17 protein-coding genes are annotated in these 21,453 nt (G+C 62.2%); 5 read left to right on the top strand and 12 right to left on the bottom strand.

What is annotated here, in order from left to right; genetic code table 11:
* Window positions 1–10 precede the first annotated feature (10 nt).
* The 8 genes from ACZ5WT_RS16155 to aspS form a co-directional block, all read right to left on the bottom strand.
* The gene (locus tag ACZ5WT_RS16155; protein WP_464284794.1) at window positions 11–1,339 is read right to left on the bottom strand and encodes a pyruvate dehydrogenase complex dihydrolipoamide acetyltransferase; all 1,329 of its coding nucleotides are present in this window, start codon (window positions 1,337–1,339) and stop codon (window positions 11–13) included.
* Window positions 1,340–1,350: 11 nt separating this feature from the next.
* Entirely contained in the window at window positions 1,351–2,736 is a 1,386-nt protein-coding gene (locus tag ACZ5WT_RS16150) for a pyruvate dehydrogenase complex E1 component subunit beta (protein WP_464284793.1), read from the bottom strand.
* Between the two features lie 88 nt (window positions 2,737–2,824).
* Window positions 2,825–3,832: a pyruvate dehydrogenase (acetyl-transferring) E1 component subunit alpha gene (pdhA, locus tag ACZ5WT_RS16145; RefSeq protein WP_464284792.1), complete on the bottom strand. Its 1,008-nt coding sequence runs from the start codon at window positions 3,830–3,832 to the stop codon at window positions 2,825–2,827.
* Between the two features lie 114 nt (window positions 3,833–3,946).
* Window positions 3,947–4,345 (bottom strand): FtsB family cell division protein, encoded by a 399-nt coding sequence (locus tag ACZ5WT_RS16140; protein WP_464284791.1) that lies wholly within the window; start codon window positions 4,343–4,345, stop codon window positions 3,947–3,949.
* A 59-nt stretch (window positions 4,346–4,404) separates the two neighbouring features.
* Window positions 4,405–5,376, bottom strand: a complete 972-nt coding sequence (locus tag ACZ5WT_RS16135; protein ID WP_464284790.1) for a ribose-phosphate diphosphokinase — start codon at window positions 5,374–5,376, stop codon at window positions 4,405–4,407.
* A gap of 116 nt (window positions 5,377–5,492) precedes the next feature.
* On the bottom strand, window positions 5,493–7,778 hold the full coding sequence (locus ACZ5WT_RS16130; RefSeq protein ID WP_464284789.1) for an NADP-dependent malic enzyme: 2,286 nt from the start codon (window positions 7,776–7,778) through the stop codon (window positions 5,493–5,495).
* Window positions 7,779–7,894: 116 nt separating this feature from the next.
* On the bottom strand, window positions 7,895–9,496 hold the full coding sequence (locus ACZ5WT_RS16125) for an EAL domain-containing protein (RefSeq protein WP_464284788.1): 1,602 nt from the start codon (window positions 9,494–9,496) through the stop codon (window positions 7,895–7,897).
* Window positions 9,497–9,662: 166 nt separating this feature from the next.
* Window positions 9,663–11,450, bottom strand: a complete 1,788-nt coding sequence (gene aspS / locus ACZ5WT_RS16120; RefSeq protein WP_464284787.1) for an aspartate--tRNA ligase — start codon at window positions 11,448–11,450, stop codon at window positions 9,663–9,665.
* 200 nt (window positions 11,451–11,650) lie between these two features.
* Here aspS and rnd point away from each other — a divergent pair, with 200 nt between their 5' ends.
* The gene (gene rnd / locus ACZ5WT_RS16115; protein WP_464284786.1) at window positions 11,651–12,820 is read left to right on the top strand and encodes a ribonuclease D; all 1,170 of its coding nucleotides are present in this window, start codon (window positions 11,651–11,653) and stop codon (window positions 12,818–12,820) included.
* 21 nt (window positions 12,821–12,841) lie between these two features.
* Here the strand turns inward: rnd and ACZ5WT_RS16110 are convergent, their stop codons facing one another.
* The 4 genes from ACZ5WT_RS16110 to ACZ5WT_RS16095 are packed head-to-tail and all read right to left on the bottom strand — an operon-like array spanning window position 12,842 to window position 18,353.
* Window positions 12,842–14,377 carry a Ppx/GppA phosphatase family protein gene (locus ACZ5WT_RS16110; RefSeq protein ID WP_464284785.1) on the bottom strand — a complete coding sequence of 512 codons (1,536 nt, stop codon included), beginning with the start codon at window positions 14,375–14,377 and terminating at the stop codon, window positions 12,842–12,844.
* The gene (locus tag ACZ5WT_RS16105; RefSeq protein ID WP_464284784.1) at window positions 14,374–16,545 is read right to left on the bottom strand and encodes an RNA degradosome polyphosphate kinase; all 2,172 of its coding nucleotides are present in this window, start codon (window positions 16,543–16,545) and stop codon (window positions 14,374–14,376) included. Before ACZ5WT_RS16105 ends, ACZ5WT_RS16110 begins: the two co-directional genes overlap by 4 nt.
* Window positions 16,538–17,284, bottom strand: coding sequence for a P-loop NTPase family protein (locus ACZ5WT_RS16100; RefSeq protein ID WP_464284783.1), 747 nt, complete (start codon window positions 17,282–17,284; stop codon window positions 16,538–16,540). Before ACZ5WT_RS16100 ends, ACZ5WT_RS16105 begins: the two co-directional genes overlap by 8 nt.
* On the bottom strand, window positions 17,262–18,353 hold the full coding sequence (locus ACZ5WT_RS16095) for an AI-2E family transporter (protein WP_464284782.1): 1,092 nt from the start codon (window positions 18,351–18,353) through the stop codon (window positions 17,262–17,264). Before ACZ5WT_RS16095 ends, ACZ5WT_RS16100 begins: the two co-directional genes overlap by 23 nt.
* A gap of 132 nt (window positions 18,354–18,485) precedes the next feature.
* Here ACZ5WT_RS16095 and purM point away from each other — a divergent pair, with 132 nt between their 5' ends.
* The 4 genes from purM to ACZ5WT_RS16075 all read left to right on the top strand — a co-directional run bounded on the left by purM (window position 18,486) and on the right by ACZ5WT_RS16075 (window position 21,448).
* Window positions 18,486–19,562, top strand: coding sequence for a phosphoribosylformylglycinamidine cyclo-ligase (gene purM, locus ACZ5WT_RS16090; RefSeq protein WP_464284781.1), 1,077 nt, complete (start codon window positions 18,486–18,488; stop codon window positions 19,560–19,562).
* The gene (gene purN / locus ACZ5WT_RS16085; protein WP_464284780.1) at window positions 19,559–20,146 is read left to right on the top strand and encodes a phosphoribosylglycinamide formyltransferase; all 588 of its coding nucleotides are present in this window, start codon (window positions 19,559–19,561) and stop codon (window positions 20,144–20,146) included. Before purM ends, purN begins: the two co-directional genes overlap by 4 nt.
* A 105-nt stretch (window positions 20,147–20,251) precedes the next feature.
* Window positions 20,252–21,139, top strand: coding sequence for a DMT family transporter (locus ACZ5WT_RS16080; protein ID WP_464284779.1), 888 nt, complete (start codon window positions 20,252–20,254; stop codon window positions 21,137–21,139).
* Window positions 21,140–21,241: 102 nt separating this feature from the next.
* Window positions 21,242–21,448, top strand: a complete 207-nt coding sequence (locus ACZ5WT_RS16075; protein WP_464284778.1) for a hypothetical protein — start codon at window positions 21,242–21,244, stop codon at window positions 21,446–21,448.
* Window positions 21,449–21,453: the final 5 nt, after the last annotated feature.

Here is a 21,453-nt window from a genome sequence, read left to right as displayed (position 1 = left end):
GCCCTGCCCCTTAGGCCAGCATCATCACCGGGTTTTCGATCAGGCCCTTGAACACACCGAGCACTTCGGCGCCGAGAGCGCCATCGACCGCACGGTGGTCGCAGCTCAAAGTCACCGTCATGAAGTTGGCGATCTTGACCTGCCCGGCTTCCGCATAGACGCGCTCTTCGCCAACACCAACGGCCAGGATCGTGCCATGCGGTGGGTTGATCACGGCCTGGAAGTTCTTGATGCCGAACATGCCCAGGTTGGACACGGAAGACGCGCCGCCCTGATACTCATGCGGAGCCAGCTTCTTGGACTTGGCGCGACCGGCCAGATCCTTGACCTCTTCGGAGATTTCGCGAAGCGTCTTGGTATCGCAGGACTTGACCACCGGGGTGAACAGGCCACCCGGCACCGCCACTGCAACCGCAACGTCGCTGCGCTTGTGGTAGAGGATCGAGTCACCGGCCCAGGTGGCGTTGGCCATCGGCACGCGCTGCAACGCGACAGCCCAGGCCTTCATCACGAAGTCATTGACCGAAAGCTTGAACGCGGGCTTTCCGTCCTTGGACTTGGGAGCCGAGCTGTTGATCTGTTCGCGCGCCGCAAGCAGCGCGTCGATCTTGCAATCGAGCGTCAGGTAGAAGTGCGGAACGGTCTGCTTGCTCTCGGTGAGGCGCGCAGCCACGACCTTGCGCATGCCGTCATTGGGCACGAGCTCGTAGGAGCCTTCTGGATACAGTGCCAGAACCTGCGCCTTGGTCATGCCGGTCGGTGCGGCACCGCCAGCAGCTGGCGCTGCAGCGGCGGCTGCGGCCTTGAGCGGAGCCTTGCCCGACTTGGCTGCTTCCACGTCCGACTTGACGACGCGGCCCTTCGGACCCGAACCGGAAATGGCGGAAACGTCGATCCCGGCTTCCTTGGCCAGGCGACGGGCTAGCGGCGAGGCGAACACCTTGCCGCCTTCGGCCTTTGCCGGAGCAGCGGCAGGCTTCGGTGCTGGTGCAGCGGCCTGTGGCGCTTGCGCCGCGGCAGCGGCCTTCGGTGCCTCTGCCTTTGGAGCATCCGCGGCCGGAGCGGGCTTTGGCGCGGCAGCTGCGCCGAGGCTTTCGCCTTCCTGCAGCAGCACGGCGATCACGGCGTTGACCTTCACGCCTTCGGTGCCTTCGGCAACCATGATCTTGCCGATCTTGCCTTCGTCGACGGCCTCGACTTCCATCGTGGCCTTGTCGGTTTCGATTTCGGCGATCACGTCACCGGAAGAGACGCTGTCGCCTTCCTTGACGTGCCACTTGGCGAGCTTGCCCTCTTCCATCGTCGGAGAAAGCGCCGGCATGGTGATATCAATTGGCATCCCGGTTCTCCTTACGAGCGGTACGTGACGGCATTCACCGCCGCGATCACTTCATCGACGTTCGGCAGTGCCAGCTTTTCGAGGTTGGCGGCATAAGGCATCGGCACGTCCTTGCCGGTGACGCGCATCACCGGGGCGTCGAGATAGTCGAATGCCTGCTCCATGACGCGAGCCGAAAGCTCGGCGCCGATGCCGCCCTGCGGCCAGCCTTCTTCAACCGTCACGAGTCGGCCGGTCTTCTTGACCGACTCGATCACCGTGTCGCTGTCGAGCGGGCGCAGCGTGCGCAGGTCGATCAGTTCCACGTCGACCCCAGCGGCGACCAGCTTTTCGGTGGCCTGGGTAGCGTAGCGCATGCCCATCGAGAACGAGACGATGGTCACGTCTGCACCCTTGCGGGCGATACGCGCCTTGCCGATCGGCAGCACGAAATCGTCGACCTTGGGCACGAGGCCAGTCGAACCATAGAGAATTTCGTTCTCGAGGAAGATGACCGGGTTCGGCGAGCGAATGGCGGCCTTGAGCAGGCCCTTGGCGTCGGCGGCGCTATAGGGCGCGATGACTGTGAGGCCAGGAACGTGGCTATACCAGGCCGAATAGTCCTGGCTGTGCTGGGCGCCAACGCGCGCGGCTGCACCATTGGGGCCGCGGAAAACCATTGGTGCGGTAACCTGACCGCCCGACATATAGAGCTGCTTGGCGGCCGAGTTGATGATCTGGTCGATTGCCTGCATGGCAAAGTTCCAGGTCATGAATTCGACGATTGGCTTGAGGCCGGCAAAGGCAGCGCCGACTGCGAGACCGGCAAAGCCATGCTCGGTGATCGGGGTGTCGATGATGCGCTCGGGCCCGAATTCCTGCAGCAGGTTCTGGGTGATCTTGTAGGCGCCCTGATACTCGGCGACTTCCTCGCCCATGACGAAGACGTCCTTGTCGCGGCGCAGTTCCTCGGCCATGGCCTCGTTCAGCGCCTGGCGCACGGTCATTTCGACCATTTCGACACCCGCCGGCAGATCCGGATCTTCCTGGGCTTCGAACTTCGGCGCGGCGGGCACAGTTGCCGGAGCTGCGGGAGCTGGCGCGGGCGCCTCAGTCTCGACCATGCTTGGTGTAGCTTCTGCGGCCGAAGCTGCAGCCGGAGCAGCGGATGCGGTTTCACCTTCGGCCAGAACCAGGGCGATGGGGGTATTCACCTTCACGCCTTCGGTGCCTTCGGCCACCAGCAGTTCCTTGACGACGCCTTCGTCAACCGACTCGACTTCCATGGTCGCTTTGTCGGTTTCGATTTCGGCGAGGACGTCACCGGACTTCACGGTGTCGCCAACCTTGACCAGCCACTTGGCGAGCTTGCCTTCTTCCATGGTGGGCGACAGCGCAGGCATCAGGATTTGAGGCATATGTGCTCTCCAGCAATAAGACGCCGGGCGTAGTCGCCACACGGCGGGCAGATAGATGAATGTTCAGCGCGCTAGCGCCTGACTGAGGTCAGGCGCTGATGGTGATGTCGGTCCAGAGCTCGGATGCATCGGGTTCCGGATCGTTGGTGGCAAAGTCAGCCGCCTCGGTCACGATCGCACGGATCTCGTTTTCCAGAGCCTTGAGGCTTTCCTCGGTGGCAGCACCGGATTCCAGCAGACGAGCCTTCACCTGCTCGATCGGATCGCGCTCTTGACGATACTTCGTCACTTCATCCTTGGTGCGGTACTTGGCCGGGTCGGACATGGAGTGACCGCGGTAGCGGTAGGTCAGCATTTCGAGGATGAACGGGCCCTTGCCCGAACGGGCATGCTCGATGGCACGCTTGGCGGCATCATAGACCATGCGGACGTCCATGCCGTCGACCTGCTCGCCCGGGATATCGAACGAAGCGCCGCGCTGCGAGAAGTCCGTCGTCGCCGACGAGCGCTCGATCGAGGTGCCCATGGCGTATTTGTTGTTTTCGATGATGAATACGACCGGCAGCTTCCACAGCTTGGCCATATTGAAGCTCTCGTAGACCTGGCCCTGGTTGGCCGCGCCATCGCCGAAATAGGCAATGCTGACGGAACCGTCGCCCTTGTACTTGGCGGCAAAACCAAGACCGGTGCCGAGCGATGCCTGTGCCCCCACGATGCCGTTGCCACCGTAGAACTTGTGTTCGTTGGAGAACATGTGCATCGAGCCGCCCTTGCCTTTCGACAAGCCGCCCTGACGCCCGGTGAGTTCAGCCATCACACCCTTGGGGTCGAGGCCCATGACGAGCATGTGACCATGGTCGCGGTAGCCGGTGATCTGGGAGTCCTTGCCCTTCTCGCTGGCCATGGTGATGCCGGTCACAACCGCTTCCTGGCCAATATAGAGGTGGCAGAAGCCGCCGATCAGGCCCATGCCATACATCTGGCCGGCCTTTTCTTCGAAGCGCCGGATCAACAGCATCTCGCGATAGGCTTCGAGTTCCTGGTCCTGGGTGAATTCAGGTACGTTGGCCTTGGTGGCCACAGCCTTACGCGCCATAGAGAACGCTCCGCATAGAAATGGAATTCTGGCTGGCCTGATCTGGCCATAGTCGCGCAATATAAGGCAAGCAATGCGCGAAACGCAATGCGCTGCGATCACTTAAAACTGAAGCTAGAGCGTTGAATCTGCTTCGATAAGTCGCGTTAACTCATCTGTGGCTAATTGCTCGAATTTACCGGAAAGTGGTTTACCGCTATGCGGATCAACCATGACCAGAATGTCGTCTGCGTGAGCCATATTCAGCATCGCGCGCGCCCGTTCTGTAACAATGTCCGGATCCAGGCGGCGTGAATCCATCAGCGTTGCGCGGTGACGATAGGAATCGACCTCGGCCTGCAGCGCGGATGATTTTGCCTTGAGCTGATCGATGTCGAGCAGGATCTGGGTGCGGTTCTCGATGCCGAACTGCCCGCCGATGGCGGAGAAGCCGAGATAGCCCTGAAAGCCCAAAAGAGCCACGGTCATTGCGAGCGGACGCCAGAATGGTGGTCGTTTGAGGCGGGTGGGCATGGGCAAACCGAAATTGAACGGGCCCAATATGGATGACAAGGACTTAACGTGGGGTTTCGCTATTCCGCTGCAACGCGATCGGCGGCCGCCGTTTCGTGAAATAGCGCGCTGACCGATTCCCCGCTGTTGATCCGGCGCATGGCCTCGGCCAGTGCGGGGGCGATCGACAGCACCGTCAGCTTGTCGTTGCCGGGCCCTGCCCCGATGGGCAGCGTATCGGTGCAGACGATCTCGTTCAGGCCAGCCTCGGCGCAGAGCCTCTCCAGCGCCGAGCCGGCAAAGATGCCGTGCGTGCAGGCGATGCGTATGGATCGGACATTGCTAGCGCGCAGGTGCGCCAGCAGTTCGATCATCGAACCGCCGCTCGCGATTTCGTCGTCGAGTACTATGACGTCACGGTCTTGCACATCGCCGATGATTGCCGAGATGCGAACCTCGGTGTCGCTGATGCGCTCCTTGGCGCCGGCGGCCACGGGCGTGCCGAGGCGACGTGCAAATGCGGCTGCTGTCTTGGCGTTGCCGAGATCAGGCGAAACCACCACCGCATTGCTGAGATCATAGCGCCGGAAATAGGCGGCCAGTTCGCCAAGCGCGTGGAGGTGGTCGACGGGTACGCTGAAAAAGCCATGCACCTGCGGGGAATGCAGCGTCATGGTCAGCACGCGATCCGCACCTGCAGTCTTGAGCAGGTCGGCCACGAGCCGGCCGCCGATGGATATGCGCGGCGCGTCCTTTTTGTCAGAGCGGGCATAGGAATAGTGCGGGATGACAGCGGTAATCCGGGCAGCCGAGGCGCCGCGGGCTGCGTCGAGCATCAGCAGCAGCTCCACCAGATGATCCTGCACTGGCGCGCTCAGCGTCTGGATCAGAAACACATCCTGCTCGCGGCAGTTGGCTTGCAGGTGGACTTCGATGCAGTCGTTGGAAAAGCGCTTCACCAGCGTGGGGTGCAGCGGCACGCCAAGCCTGTCGCAAATGTCCCGGGCAAGTTGCGGATGAGCGCTTCCACCAAATACGGCGATCTGGTTCATCGGATCTATCCTGGCTCTTGGGACTGGTTACGCCATCTACCGCAACGGCCCGGTTGTCGCAAGTTTCCGGTCACGTGGCAGCGGCGAAGGTTGCCCTCCACCGCAGCCATTTTGTGTCAGGTTTCGCTGCCGATAGCCTCGGTCGCCGCGATAGCCGCCATGTTGACGATTCCACGGCTGGTGGTGGACGGCGCCAGAATGTGGGCCGGCGAACGTGGCCCCATCAGGATCGGCCCCACCGAGAGCGCGTTGTTCATTTCCTTGAGCAGCGTCAGGGAAAGGTTGGCAGCGTCTAGGTTCGGGAAGATCAGCAGGTTGGCTTCGCCACGCAGCACGCTGTCAGGAACATAGCGATCGCGCAGTTCCTGATTGAGCGCCAGATCGCCCTGCATCTCGCCTTCAACGATCATGTCGGGGGCGATAGCCTTTAGCTTCTGATAGGCCTCGCGCATCTTGTAAGCGCTGTCGCCGTCACGCGAACCGAAGTTCGAATAGCTCAGCAGAGCCACCTTGGCCTCGATGTTGAAGCGCTTGAGGTGGTTGCGGGCCTGCAGTGCGATGCCGACGATCTCGTCGGGCGTCGGGTCCTGGTTCACATAGGTGTCGGCCAGGAAAAACGCGCCCCGCGGCATGATCAGCATGGAGAGGGCAGAGACGTCCGCCACCCCATCCTGCAGGCCGATGACCGAGCGGATGTCGCGCACGTGCTTGATGAAGCGACCCTGCAGGCCGCAGATCAGGGCATCGGCCTCGCCGCGTTTCACAGCAAGGGCACCAATCACGGTCGTGTTGGTGCGCACCACCTGACGGGCAGTATCCGGCGTCACGCCGCTGCGGCCCACCAGCGAATGGAACAGGCTCACATAGTCGCGATAGCGCGGATCGTCCTCGGGGTTGATGATCTCGAAGTCCTTGGCAGGATCGAGGCTCAGCCCGAAGCGTTCGATGCGCGACTCGATGACCGAGGGGCGGCCGATCAGGATCGGGCGGCCAATCCGTTCTTCGAGCAGCACCTGGGTGGCGCGCAGCACGCGCTCGTCTTCGCCATCAGCAAAGGCGATGCGCTTGTTCTTGCCCTGCGCACGCTCGATCATCGGCTTCATCACGAGGCCCGAGCGGAACACAAAGCGGTTCAGGCGGTCGTGGTAGGCCGTCCAGTCGGTGATCGGGTTCTTGGCAACACCGGTGTCCATTGCGGCCTTGGCCACGGCCGGCGCGATGCGCAGGATCAGACGCTGGTCGAACGGGTTCGGGATGATGTGGTCCTGACCGAATACGGTCGGGGTGCCCGATGGTGATGCTTCAAGGCTCGGCTCGTGCGCCAGCTTGGCGATGGCGCGAACTGCCGCGATCTTCATTTCTTCGTTGATCGTGGTGGCGCCTACGTCGAGCGCACCGCGGAAAATGAAGGGGAAGCACAGGACGTTGTTGACCTGGTTGGGGAAGTCCGACCGGCCCGTGCAGACCATGGCGTCCGGCCGCGTTTCCTTGGCCAGGTCGGGCATGATTTCCGGGTATGGATTAGCCAGTGCCAGAACCAGCGGCATCGGTGCCATCTTCAGCAGCATTTCGGGCGTGAGCGCACCGGCAGCCGAAAGGCCCAGGAACACGTCGGCGCCCTCGATCACCTCGGCAAGGGTCGTGGCGTCGCTGGTGCGGCGGAACTGGCCGCGCCACTTGTCGTTCACGTCGTTGCGCTTGTGGGTAACCAGACCATCCTTGTCGGCGACCCAGATGTTCTCATGCTTGGCGCCGAGCGCGACGAGTACGTTCAGGCAGGCGATTGCCGCTGCCCCTGCCCCGGATGCACAGATCTTGACGTCTTCGATGCGCTTGCCCTTGAGCTCAAGCCCATTGAGCACAGCGGCCCCGACGATGATGGCCGTGCCATGCTGGTCGTCGTGGAACACCGGAATCGGCATGCGCTCGCGTAGCGCTTCCTCGATTTCGAAGCAGTCCGGCGCGCGGATGTCTTCAAGGTTGATGCCACCGAAGGTCGGCCAGAGCGGGGTAACCGCTTCGATGAATTTCTTGGGGTCGAGTTCGTCGATTTCGAGATCGAACACGTCGATCCCTGCGAACTTTTTGAACAGGACCGCTTTGCCTTCCATCACCGGCTTGCTGGCGAGTGCGCCGATATTGCCCAGGCCCAACACCGCGGTGCCGTTGGAAATGACGGCCACCAGGTTCTGGCGCGAAGTGTACCGGGAAACTGCGTCCGGATTCTCCGCGATCTCTTCGCACGGCGCCGCAACGCCGGGCGAATAGGCCAGCGCCAGGTCGCGCTGGTTGCCCAGCGGCTTTGTCGCCTGAATCTCAAGCTTGCCGGGCTTGGGGAACTCGTGGAAGTGGAGCGCTGCCTCGCGCAGTGCTTTCCGTTGCTCGTTGACGTCGGTCGTCACGCAAATCCTCCTTTGCCCAACTGCTGATCGCGGTTGGTCTACCCTAGAGCAAGCGTAGGTGCCACCAAACTGTGGCGTTGAAAAGTGGAGTTCACGCCCGCTCTAACTAAAGTTGATCAAGCGGCATTGGCCTTGAGGTCGGCAACGCGGCTCCGAGGGCTCCGCTTGTCGTGCAAAGCGATCGCCAGCTGGCGGAATGCATCGACCTTCAGAGCCGGAGCAAAGATGAAGCCCTGTGCCTGAATGACACCGCGAGCGCGCAGATAAAGCGCCTGTTCTTCGGTTTCCACGCCTTCAGCGACGATCTCGCAATCGAGGTCCTTGGCCATGGTAATCAGGCCATCAAGCACGGCGACCTGCGTCGTGGTGGGTTTGACCATGTCGACGAAAATCCGGTCGATCTTGATGACGTCGACGCCCAACGTGCCGATATAGGCCAGGTTGGAATGGCCGGTGCCGGCATCGTCCAGGGCAAGCTTCGAGCCCAAGGCATGCAGGCCCGCGATGACGCTGTTGGCGATGGTCGAATTGGCCAGCGGATGGCGCTCGGTAATCTCGAACACCAGCTGGCGGTAGCTGATCGGGGAATTGCCGAAAATGGCCTGCACGTCCTCGACGATGCCGGTGTCGCGGAAATGCCCTTCGAACAGGTTGATGGAGATCTTGAGGTCCGGCATGAGCTGGCTGAGATCACCCAGGTCGTATTTCACCTGCTGCATAAGTGAAAGTGTCATCGGAATGGCAAGGCCCGTGACCTCGGCATAGTCGATAAACGCGCCGGGCTGCACCACCTGCCCGTTCTTCTTCTCCCAGCGGCACAGCACTTCGCATCCCATCAACTCGCCGGTGCGCAGGTTGATGACCGGCTGGTAGTAGGGCTTGATCTCACCGCGCGAAATGGCGCGCTCGAGGTCGAAGGCCGGTACGCGCGAGCGCCGCACATAGCCCAGCGATAGGATCAGCAGGCTTGCGCTGATAAGGCAGGCAAAAATCGTGAAACCAACATCAAGGTCGCGATAGTTGGCGCGCGCCATGGCGAAGGGCACCGCGAACTCGACCTTGAGCGGCATTTCGCCGGCAAAGGCCTGCTCATAAATAAATTCCGTGCTGGTCTGGCGGTTATCAAAACCGGAGTCTTCGCCAACCGTCAGGATGGGCGTGCCGTTGGTGAGCAATACACGCAGCATCGCGGCGCTGGGAAGCGCCCGCGCCAGACCGGCTTCGGTCTGTCCCAGCAGCGGCACAAACGTCGATACACGCCGCGACTGGCCAAACGACTGGGTGATCTTGAGGGCTGGCATGGCCAGGTCGCCCAGCTTCACGACGGTAATCGTCTCGGTGTGCCCTGGTATGGGCAAGCTCTCCGACAGCGGCGAATAGCTCACCGTACGGCCAAACGCGTCGCAATACTGCACGTTGTCGGCGTTCTCGACCAACACCTGCTTCATATTGAGACTGGTCTCGATCTCGCGCTGCACATTGCCGATGAAGGTGGGCGTGCAGAGCGACGGGCTCTCGGTCAGAATGCGCCGCAGCGATGCGATAGCGTCGCTCACGCCGATTTCGATCTGTGAGGTGACCGCGTTAACATACTGGGCGGTATTGGCTTTTTCGCGAACGCGAACATAGCTGTCGAGCACATAATCCACGGCGACGATCGGGGTGAATGCGAGCAACGCACCCATGAGCGTCAGGATATGTGAGTATCTGGATTTCAAGTCGCGAATCCGAAGGTACAGGTCGGTCTACCACCGGTAGCAAGTAGGCTTTAACGCATCGTTAAGGCTGGTTAATCGCTGGAAACCATGTTGTGGAGCCCTGCCCGCGCAAACAAAAGCGGCCCCCGTTTCCGGGAGCCGCCATGTTCGCGCCAGATGGGCGATCTTATTGAACGTTGAGGCGGATGCTCAGTTCGCGCAACTGCTTGGCATCGGCGGGGCTCGGTGCGCCCATCAGCAGGTCTTCGGCCTGCTGGTTCATCGGGAACGCCGTGATTTCGCGCAGGTTCTGCACGCCGCACAGCAGCATCACGATACGGTCGACACCGAATGCCGCGCCACCATGCGGAGGCGCACCGTACTGGAACGCGCGGTAAAGGCCGCCGAACTGCTCTTCGACTTCATCACGGCTCTTGCCGGTCAGTTCGAACGCCTTGACCATGGTTTCGGGCAGCTGGTTACGGATCGACCCGGAGGCGATTTCGTAGCCGTTGCAGACGGCGTCATACTGATACGCCTTGATGGTCAGTGGGTCCTGGCTGTTCAGCGCGTCAATGCCACCCTGCGGCATCGAGAACGGGTTGTGGGCAAAGTCCACGCGCTTTTCTTCTTCGCTCCACTCGTAGAACGGGAAGTCGACGATCCAGCACAGTGCGAACTGTTCGGTGTCGACTAGGCCGAGATCGGTGCCGGCCTTGGTGCGGGCTTCGCCAGCGAACTTGTAGAACTTGTTCGGATGGCCGCAGACGAAGAACACGGCGTCGCCGTCGTCCAGACCCAGCTGGGCCTTGAGGGCGGCAGTGCGATCTTCACCAATGTTCTTGGCGATCGGGCCGGAGCCCTGCCCGTCCTTGAAGAAGATGTAGCCGAGGCCCGGCTGGCCTTCGCCCTGTGCCCAGGCGTTCATGCGGTCGCAGAATGCGCGGCCGATCGGTTCGGCGCCAGCCTTGTTCTTGGCCGGGATGGCCCAGACTTGGACCTTGTCGTCGGCTTCGATCTGGTTCGCGAAAACCTTGAAGCCCGAACCAGCAAAGTGCTCGGTCACGGCCTGCATCTCGATCGGGTTGCGCAGGTCGGGCTTGTCCGAGCCATACTTGCGGATCGCCGTGTCATAGGGAATGCGCGGCCATTCCTTGGTGACGCGCTTGCCATCGGCGAATTCCTCGAAGATCGAGGTGATGACGGGCGTTACCGTGTTCCAGATGTCTTCCTGCGTGACGAAGCTCATTTCCAGGTCGAGCTGGTAGAACTCGCCCGGCAGGCGGTCGGCGCGCGGGTCTTCGTCGCGGAAGCAAGGTGCGATCTGGAAGTAGCGGTCGAAACCGGCAACCATCAGCAGCTGCTTGTACTGCTGGGGCGCCTGCGGCAGCGCGAAGAACTTGCCGGGGTGGATACGGCTGGGCACGAGGAAGTCGCGCGCGCCTTCGGGCGACGATGCCGTCAGGATCGGGGTCGAGTATTCGGCAAAGCCGGCCTGGGTCATGCCGCTGCGCATGGCCGAGATCACCTTGGTGCGGCGCACGATGTTGGCATGCAGCTTCTCGCGGCGCAGGTCGAGGAAGCGATAGCGCAGGCGCACGTCTTCCGGGTATTCCTGATCGCCAAACACCGGCAGCGGCAGCTCCTTGGCGGCCGAGAGGACTTCGATCTCGCGGATGAACACTTCGATCGTGCCGGTTGGCAGGTTCGGGTTCACTGCAGCGGCGTCGCGAAGCTTTACTTCACCGTCGATGCGCAACACCCACTCGGACCGCACCTTTTCGGCGTCGGCGAAGGCGGGAGAATCAGGATCAATAACGGCCTGGGTCAGGCCGTAATGGTCGCGCAGATCGATGAACAGCAGGCCGCCGTGGTCACGGATACGATGTACCCAGCCGCTGAGGCGCACGGTCTGTCCCGCGTCCTTGGCGGTCAGGGCTCCGCAAGTGTGCGAGCGGTAGCGATGTGTGGTCATGTCGGAACTCTGCAAAAAAGGCCGGAATCTTGGGCGGGAAAAGCGCATGCGGGCCCCCGATTGTCAAGTTGAACAGGGCTTGGGGAACCATCTTGGTCGCGCTTGCGCTAACCCAGCGCTCATAGTGGGCAAATGCGGTATGGAGTGGGCCTGCTGCACCTGCTAGGAAGAATATTGACGATTTTGAGACGGACGCCGGCATGGACCTCATAGTTTCCACCGATTTGCTCGACGCATTCTGTGCGCGCGCAGCCAAGTTTGATTTTGTGACAGTGGATACCGAGTTCCTGCGCGAAACCACCTATTGGCCAAAGCTTTGCCTGATACAGGCAGCTACAGACGACGAAGCGGTGCTCATCGACCCGCTCGCGCCAGACCTCGATTTGTCATCGTTCTTCGAGCTTTTGGCCAACCCGAACGTCACCAAGGTTTTCCATGCCGCCCGGCAGGATATCGAGATTTTCGTCAAGCTGACCGGCAAAGTCCCGGTCAATATTTTCGACACCCAGGTCGCCGCAAGCGTCTGTGGTTTCGGCGACAGCGTTTCCTACGACAACCTCGTGCGCTCCATCACCAATGTCGAGCTCGACAAGTCGTCGCGCTTCACCGATTGGGCCGCCCGCCCCTTGTCGGAAAAGCAGCGTCTCTACGCCCTCGCCGACGTGACTCACCTGCGCGACATCTACCGCGAACTGCGCAAGCAGGTTGACGCGACCAAGCGCTGGGATTGGGTGGAGGATGAGCTGGGCGTGCTGCGCAGCATCGATACCTATGTCGTTCAGCCCGAGCAGGCGTGGGAACGCCTGAAGATGAAGATCAATCGCCCGCGCGACCTAGCCGCGCTCAAGAAGCTGGCCGCCTGGCGTGAAAAGCGCGCGCAGGATACCGACCAGCCGCGCAGCCGCGTCCTTAAGGACGACGTTCTCTATGAACTGGCAATGCAGCGCCCGCTGACTCCCGATGCCTTCGAGAAGCTCAGGGCCGTTCCGCGCGGCTTTGGCCGGAGTTCGGCCGCTGCCGAAATCATGGTCCTGCTCAAGGAAGTCGAAGCGCTCACCAAGGCTGAGCTGCCGACAATGCCGGAGCGCTATCGCGGTCCTTCACCAAAGGGTGCGGTCGGCGATTTGATCCGGGTCCTGCTCAAGTCTGTGGCCGAGCAGCATGGCGTCGCCGCGCGCATTCTGGCGACCTCGGACGACATCGACGCCTTGGTGCTCGACGACGATGCTGACGTCCCTGCCCTCAAAGGCTGGCGCCGTAAGCTCTTTGGCGAAAAGGCGCTTGATATCAAGCACGGCCGCGTAGGCCTTGTGGCGACGCGCAAAGGCGTTGTCGAGATCGCGGTGAAGGATACCGTCCCGGCCGAATAGAGATCTATTCGGCCCTAGGGCCTATTCGACCCTTACGGCCGAATTCTCATACCCAGCCACTGTCGCAAACTGTCCCAGACGGCCTTGCAGATGCTCGCCATCGAGGAAAGCAAGGTCTTCGGGCAGGATCAGTGAAAGAATGCTGCCGGAGACGGCCAGGCGCACGCGCGGCAGGATGCCCGGCATTGCCGCTGTCATTGGATAGGCCACCCGGAACAGCGCGCCCAACAGCCGCGCCTGGAACGTCATTTCGGGCGTTCCCAGCGCCACGAGCGAGGCTGCGGCCTTGCTCTTGAGCCCGTCATAGCGCACCGCCATGACCTGGGCGAGATAGGCGCGGCCGGGATGGTCCACCCCACTGAGCGAGCTGTAGGCCACCGCCTCAACGCTTTGCGGCGCGCGATAGTCGGGATGGGAGCGCCAGGCGATATCGGCGAGCAGGCACGCAACCGTGCGAATACGGGTCTGCGTAGCCGTCTCGACCCGGCCGGAAACGGCAAGAAACTGGTTCGTGAACTCGATGAGGTCGTCGGCATGCGAGGGCGAGCGCGACCGCAAGACCGATAGTTCCTCTGCACCCTGGATCAGGGGATCGATCGCCTGCTCTCGCTTGTCGAGCATGCCGTAGAGGTAGCCTTCGCGCACACCAAGCGCCGAAAACACCACATTGGCAAACCGTCCCGCCTTGAGCACTTCGCTGAGTGCGGCGGCGCCGAATGGCACGAGGTCGCGCCGGGACGAGCTGACATGGTTTGAACCGGGATAGCTCTTGAGCGATTTGGCGCCAACGATGGCATCGCAAAACGCAATCATGTCCTCGGCCGGGACGATATAGTGCTGCACCATGCGCAGCGGATAGCTGGTGACCTGCTGGTGCAGTTTGGCGAGCGAACGCCAGGTGCCACCGATGGCGGCGAAGTCCTTGCCCGGCTCGAGTCTCGGCAGCGCCGACTGCTGCAGCTGCTCACGAACGATTTGCGCGGCGGCAGGTGCCGAGCCTGCGCTGTCGTCCTGCAGGCGAATAACGCCCAGCTCAAAAGATTCTTCGCCGGTATTGCCGCCGTCGACAATGCTGGAAAGCTCCAGGCTACCGCCGCCAAGGTCGCCGACCATGCCGGCGAAACCGGGCATGCCGGCCGCGGCGCCCAGGGCAGCATAGTGTGCCTCCTGCTCGCCGCTGAGCACGTTCACCTTGGTTTCCATCAGCGCTTCGACGGCGTCGACGAAATCCTGCCGGTTGGCGGCTTCACGCACGGCCGAGGTAGCCAGCACGTAGACCTTGCCCACCCGCATCATACGCGCAACCAGTGCGAAGCGCTTGATGGCGTTGAGGGCCTGCTTGACGTTGGCATCCGCCAGCCGTCCGGTCTGTCCGACGCCGCGCCCGAGGGCGCAGGCCGACTTTTCGTTGTAGAGTGGCGTCAGCGCCCTGGCGTGGCGCTCATAGACCACGAGGCGCACCGAGTTGGACCCGATATCGAGTACAGCCACCGGCTTGGCACCTTTGATGCGGCCCTGCGCGGTGGGATCGGCGTCAACGCCCCAGAATTGGTTCAAGCGATACCCTCGTCACCTTCGACGCCACCGGCGCTGCCACGGCCGGACAGCGACGGGTTGGTCATGAAGTAATCATGCGCATTGAACGGCTCTTCGCCATCGGCAGCGCGAATTCGGTGCGAACTGCCATCTGGCAGGACTTCCCAGCTCTGCTGGTTGTCCCGCAGATAGGCAACGAGAATCCGATCCAGGATCTGCTTATGCACGGTCCTGTTGAGGATCGGGACCATAACTTCCACGCGCCCGTCCAGGTTCCGGCCCATCAGGTCTGCCGATGAAATATAGACCTTGGCGCGCGGTCCGGGCATGGGTTCGCCATTGCCGAAGCAGTAGATGCGGCTGTGCTCAAGGAAGCGGCCGACCACCGATTTGACCCGGATATTGTCCGAGAAACCCGGAATGCCGGGACGCAGGCAGCATATCCCACGCACAATGAGATCCACCTTCACGCCGGCTTGGCTCGCATCATAGAGCGCGTCGATTACCTGCGGATCGACCAGCGAGTTCATCTTCAGCAGGATGCTGGCGGGCTGGCCAGCGCGCGCAAATTCGCCTTCCCGCGCAATGTCCCCGATCAGCCTTTCGCGTAGATTGACCGGCGATACGGCGATGGTTTCTAGCTCGGTCGGCCTTGCATAGCCGGTGATGAAGTTGAACACGCGGGCCACGTCCCGGGTGATCGCCGGGTCGATGGTGAAGTAGCTGAGGTCGGTGTAGATCTTGGCGGTGATCGGGTGGTAGTTGCCCGTGCCGATATGGCAGTAGCTGACCAGCTTGCCCTTTTCGCGGCGCACCACCTGGCTCAGCTTGGCGTGGGTCTTCAGTTCGATGAAGCCGAACACCACCTGCGCCCCTGCCCGCTCCAGGTCGCGCGCCCAGCGGATATTGGCTTCTTCGTCGAAGCGCGCCTTCAGTTCAACGAGACACGTCACCGACTTGCCGGATTCCGCGGCCAGCACCAGCGCCTTGATGATCGGGCTGTCTGCCGACGTACGATAGAGCGTCTGCTTGATGGCCACGACGTCGGGATCGCGCGCGGCCTGCATCAGGAACTGTGCCACCACGTCGAAGCTTTCGAACGGATGGTGAACCAGGATGTCCTTGGCGCGGATCGCCGCGAAACTGTCGCCGTTATAGTCGCGAATGCGCTCGGGGAAGCGCGCGTGATAGGGCGTGAACTTGAGGTCGGGCCGGTCGATGTCGCAGATCTTGCGGGCATCGGCGAGGCCGAGGAAACCGTGCACCTCAAAGACTTCCGCTTCGCGGATGCCGAGCTGCTCGCCGATCTGGCGCTTGAGGGCGCGCGGCATCGAGCTTTCGATTTCCAGCCGGATCACCTGCCCGCGGCGGCGCTGGCGCAGGGCGGATTCGAATTCCACCACGAGATCGGCGGCTTCGTCGTCGATTTCGATTTCGCTGTCGCGGATGATGCGGAAAGCGCCTGATCCGACAACGGTATGGCCGGGAAACATCTTGTGGAAGAACAGCTTCACCAGTGTGTCGATGGTCACGACTTCGCTGCGGCCTTCCATAACAAGGCTGGCCGGAAGGTTGATGAACCGGTCGAGATTGCCGGGGATGCGCACCAGCGCGGTCAGCGGCATGTCATCGTCCGGGCGCTTGAGCTCGAAAGCCAGCGCCAGACCCAGATTCGGGATGAACGGGAATGGGTGGGCCGGGTCGACGGCAATCGGCGTCAGCACCGGGAAGATTTCCTCCCGGAACAGCTTCTGCAGATAGTTCACCTGGTCGTCGGTGAGATCGCCTGCCTCGTGGATCACCACGTTCTGGGCAAACAGCTCTTCACGCAGGTTCTGCCAGTGATCCTGCTGCTCGAGTTGCAGGTGCTGGGCGAGCGTGGCGATCTCTTCCATCTGCTCGATGGGAGAAAGCCCGTCGGCGCTCAGCTTGGTCATCCCGGCGCGCACCTGCCCCTTCAGGCCGGCAACGCGCACCATATAGAACTCGTCGAGATTGTTGGCGGAGATCGAAACGAAGCGCAGCCGTTCGAGCAGCGGATGGTGCTCGTTGCCAGCTTCCTCGAGCACGCGCATGTTGAACTGCAGCCAGCTCACCTCACGGTTGACGAAGCGCGCAGGGCTTTTGCGCAGCGCCTCGATATCGGGAACCGGAGCGTCGGTTTCAGCGAACTCGCTCATCTCATTCATCGTCTTCAGCTTCCCAATTCTGTTCGTCGCCCACGTCGCCGCGCGCTGCCCGACGGCGGTCGAGCGCATCGGCAGCAATGCTGCGGGTTATCGCCGTGCCCTTGGCCAGCGCCTGCCGGTCCATCAGGTCCGCAAGAATCACGACTTCCTCGGTAGAGCGCTCCATGCGCGCCACCAGATAGGCGATGATCCTGGGATCGACATTGATTTGGCGATCCCCGAACAGTTTCACGAACATCTGTGACAATTGGATGTCGTCAGTGAGCTCAAGCGTGAAGGCAGTGGCGCGGCGAACCCGCGAGCGCACATCATCGGTCGCCAGCGGCCAGTTCGCAACGTCTTCCCGCGCGGTCAACAGAATTGGTCTTTGCTCGCGCATCGATTGGTTGAGCAGGTGAAACAGCCCCGCCTCATCATAGGCCAGCCGGTCGACATCCTCGACAACCACCGGCGTAGTGCCGCCTTCTGTAGCAAGCGCTTCCAGATCATCGATGCCCGCATATCGAGCACCGCTCCGATCAGCGAAAATGCTGGCGAGGTGCGACTTTCCCGATTTGCTGGGGCCCACCAGCAATGTCACCGGATCGGGCCAGGCCGGGAAGGAGACGATGCGGCCATAGGCGAGCTGGTTACCCTCGCCCACCATGAAGTCAGCCTCGCCCTGCGCCGCCGTATGGCCCAGTTCGAGCGTCAGCTGGCCGGTGGTTGCGTCGTGGTCAGGGCGTGCTGGTTGTGTCATCGGGGCCACCATTCGTCCCGAGATAGAGGGAACTCGCCTTGTACTTGCGGACGCCGTATCTCACCAGCACGCCGACGATTGCCGCCAGCGGCACGGCGAGCAGCAGGCCGACAAAGCCGAACAGCGCGCCAAACGCCACCAGCGCAAACATCAGCCAAACCGGGTTGATGTTGATCGCGTTGCCGACCAGCTTTGGATACAGCACGTTGCCCTCGACGAATTGCCAGACGAGGAAGATACCGGCCACCAGCGCGACCATCCAGCCATTGGGCCAGAACTGCACGATGGCAATGCCGACCGACAGACCGAATCCAACCGTCGCGCCGACATAGGGAATGAAGCTCAGCAGGCCCGCAATCACGCCAACCGCAAGGCCAAAGTTGAGGCCGACCAGGCTCAACGCGGCAGCATAATAGGCCGCGTCGATCAGCAACACGCCGCCCTGCCCGCGGATAACGCCGGCCATCGAGCTGTCGATGTCCTTGAGGATGCCGAGAATTTCGTCTTTCTGCCCGCGCGGCAAAAGGTTGTGGAGGCCATGCACCATGCTGTCCCAGTCGAGCAGCAGGTAGAAAGCCACGACGGGCGTGAACAGCAGGAAGCCGAACACGGTCAGCAGGGTCATGCTCGAATTGAGCAGTTCGCCGGTGATGACGCCGGCAAATCCGACCATCTGGCCGAGCATGTCGGCAACCTGGCGCTCGAGCTGCGCGGTGCGTTCAGGGCCAAGCCACTGGTTCAGCTCGGGAGCCCAGCGCCGTGCAAGTCCTTGCAAATCGGCGGCATAGCCCGGCAGGCGCTGGATCAGCCCGGCCACCTGCTGCACCACCAACGGTACGAACATCACGAACACGCCGATGACGATGGCGATGACGCAGGTCAGCACCAATGCAGTTGCCCAGCCGCGCTTGAAGTGCCAGCGCTGAAGCTGGTTGACCAGCGGGTTGAGAAGGTAGGCCAGCGCGGCGCCAACCACGAAGGGCAGCAGGATGCCGCGGAAGATCCACAGCATCAGCACCAGCACGGCGAGGAACCCGACCCAGATCTGTACTTGATTTCGTAGCGTCATGGTGCCGAGCGGCCCTTGCGTCGGTGTGGTGGAGGAGCTATCAGGCCGTCTAACTTCCGGCTCCGGAATTGGCAACCGCCTAGGCTTTCCGGTAACGGCTTTGCGCACGCTTTCCCCACACGGTCGAGGCCAATGTCTGATCCCCAAAACCTGACATCAAACGGTCTGTCATACAAGCAGGCGGGCGTTGATATCGACGCCGGTAACGCATTGGTCGAGGCCATCAAACCGGCCGTGCGCTCGACGCGCCGCCCCGGTGCCGATGGCGAAATCGGCGGCTTCGGTGGTCTGTTCGACCTCAAGGCAGCTGGTTTCATCGATCCGGTGCTGGTCGCCGCCAATGATGGCGTGGGCACCAAGCTCAAGATTGCCATCGATACGGACAACCACTCCACCATCGGGCAGGACCTGGTGGCGATGTGCGTCAACGACCTTGTTGTCCAGGGCGCCGAGCCGCTGTTCTTCCTCGACTACTTTGCCACCGGCAAGCTCGATGTGGCCCAGGGAACGGCTATCGTTTCCGGCATTGCCGAAGGCTGCCGGATCGCTGGTTGCGCGCTGATCGGCGGCGAAACCGCTGAAATGCCGGGCATGTATCACGGCAAGGACTATGACCTTGCTGGCTTTGCCGTTGGCGCCGCCGAGCGCGGCTCGCTCTTGCCTCGCGCTGACATTGCCGAAGGCGATACGCTGATCGCCATCGCCTCCTCGGGCGTCCACTCCAATGGCTATTCGCTGGTTCGCAAGATTGTCGAGCTGTCGGGCGTGGCCTGGACTGCCGATGCGCCCTTTGCCCCGGGCCAGACCCTTGCCGAAGCACTGCTGACGCCGACCCGCATCTATGTGAAGCCCTTGCTGGCTGCCCTCAACGCCGGTCTTGGCATCAAGGCCCTCGCCCACATCACCGGCGGCGGCTTCATCGACAATATCCCGCGCGTCCTGCCTGACCACCTGGCGGCTCACGTCGACCTCGGCGCGGTGAACGTGCCCAAGGTCTTCGGCTGGCTCGCGAGCGTCGGCGGCATCGAAGAGCGCGAATTGCTGCGCACCTTCAACTGCGGCGTCGGCATGCTGGTCGCCGTGACCCCGGAGGACGCGGAAAAGCTGGTCGATCATCTCAACGCATCGGGCGAAATCGCCTCGATCGTCGGCAAGCTGACGGCACGCACCGGCGAATCCGTGACCTTTGACGGCAAGCTGGCCCTATGACCCGCAAGCGCGTCGGCATCCTGATTTCGGGCCGCGGCTCGAATATGTCAGCATTGATCGATGCCGCGCGCGCGCCTGACTATCCGGCGGAAATCGTCGGCGTACTATCGAACCGGGCGGCTGCGCCCGGTCTTGCGGTGGCTGCCGCCGAAGGCATCGCCACCGCCTCGCTCGCCCAGAGCAAGTTCCCTTCGCGGGATATGTTCGAAGACACCATGACCCAGGTGCTCGAGAGCTGGGAGGTGGATTATGTCTGCCTCGCCGGTTTTATGCGCATCCTCGGCGATGACTTCGTCAACCACTGGGCCGGCCGGATGATCAACATCCACCCCTCGCTGCTCCCGCTCTACAAGGGCCTCGATACCCACCAGCGGGCGCTGGCCGATGGCGCAACGGTCCATGGCTGCACCGTCCATTTCGTGACGCCCGGCCTCGATGAGGGCGCGCCCATCCTCCAGGCCGAAGTGCCGGTCCTTCCGGGCGACGATGCCGAAACGCTCGCGGCCCGCGTGCTGGTCGAAGAGCATCGGATCTACCCCGAGGCCCTTCGCCTCCTCGCGACGGGGAAAGTCAGCGCCAGCTGATTCATGCGGGCCTCGCCCATCAATTGAATTGATTACGACATCGTCAAAATCGGTTCGACCTTGGCATGGCCGAGGCGTATTTTCCGCCGGCAAAAGGGGAATCGTATGTCGTTGCGTGATTGGTTCTGGATCATTTTTCTTGGCGCGATCTGGGGATGTTCCTTCATCTTCAACGCAGTGCTGATCCGCGAGATTGGTCCCCTGTGGGTCACCTCGCTGCGCGTCGGCATTGGCGCTCTGGGCTGCTGGATTGCCATGGCCGTTCTGCGCAAGGCTGTCCCGCGTGATCCGGTCCTGTGGGCCAAGCTCGGCCTGCTCGGCATTCTGGCCTATGCCATGCCGTTTGCCCTGTTCCCCTTGGCGCAGGCCAATCTGGCCAGCGGCGTTGCTGCCATCATAAATGCCCTGACGCCGATCATGACCGTGATCGTCTCCCACTTCTGGGCCGGTGGCGAGCGCGCCACCCGGGTCAAGAGCATGGGCGTCGCTGTCGGCTTTGCTGGCGCCGCCATTCTCGCTTCCCCCGCGTTGGCGGGTGGGCAGTCCCAGCTTTGGGCGATTGGTGCGTGCCTGTTGGCAACGCTCTGCTACGCGCTCTCGCTCAATATCACCCGCAGCTTCAAGGCAGTCGAGCCGACCGCGCTGGCCGCCATTGCTCTGACTGGCGCGGCCGTTGCCTCTATTCCCGTGGCCTTCTTGGTCGAAGGCGCACCGGTTATCGAGCGGCCGGAGACCTGGGCTGCGGCGCTGGCGATCGGCTTCATCTCCACAGCCTTCACCTTCCAGGTGATGTACCGCATCTTACCCCGTGTGGGCGCTACCAATTTCGCCACCACGACCTTCATCGCACCGGTCTCGGCAATCATCCTTGGCGTGACCGTCCTGCACGAGACCGTGCTGCCGATCCAGATTCTGGGCATGGTGGTGATCTTCGCCGGTCTGCTGCTGATCGATGGCCGTATCGGCAAGCTCTGGCAGAGGACGACTGCCTGATTTGAGGGATCTGCAAATGGAACGGCGCGCGCTGGCGGGCCGTTCTGGTCTTTGAGATGCGCTGCTCCCGAATGGGCTGCGGCGCGCCTCGAAGGAGCACCCATGAACCAGCCTCGTCCCGATATCGATCCGCGCCCGATCCCTGAAGTCGTGCCCAATCCCGACCCCGCGCCGCCCCGGCCCGATGGTCCCATAACGCCCTATCCCGAAGAACTTCCCGACGATCCGCAGCCGGTTGAAGACCCGACACCCGGTCAGCCCATGCCGGACCCCGATCCAGGTTACGACCAGCCGCCCACACGGGCCTGACGTCA

Source organism: Devosia sp. T2-14, from assembly GCF_055397495.1.
The sequence above is the reverse complement of the archived record's forward strand: the minus strand, read 5'-3'. Positions and strand labels throughout refer to the sequence as shown.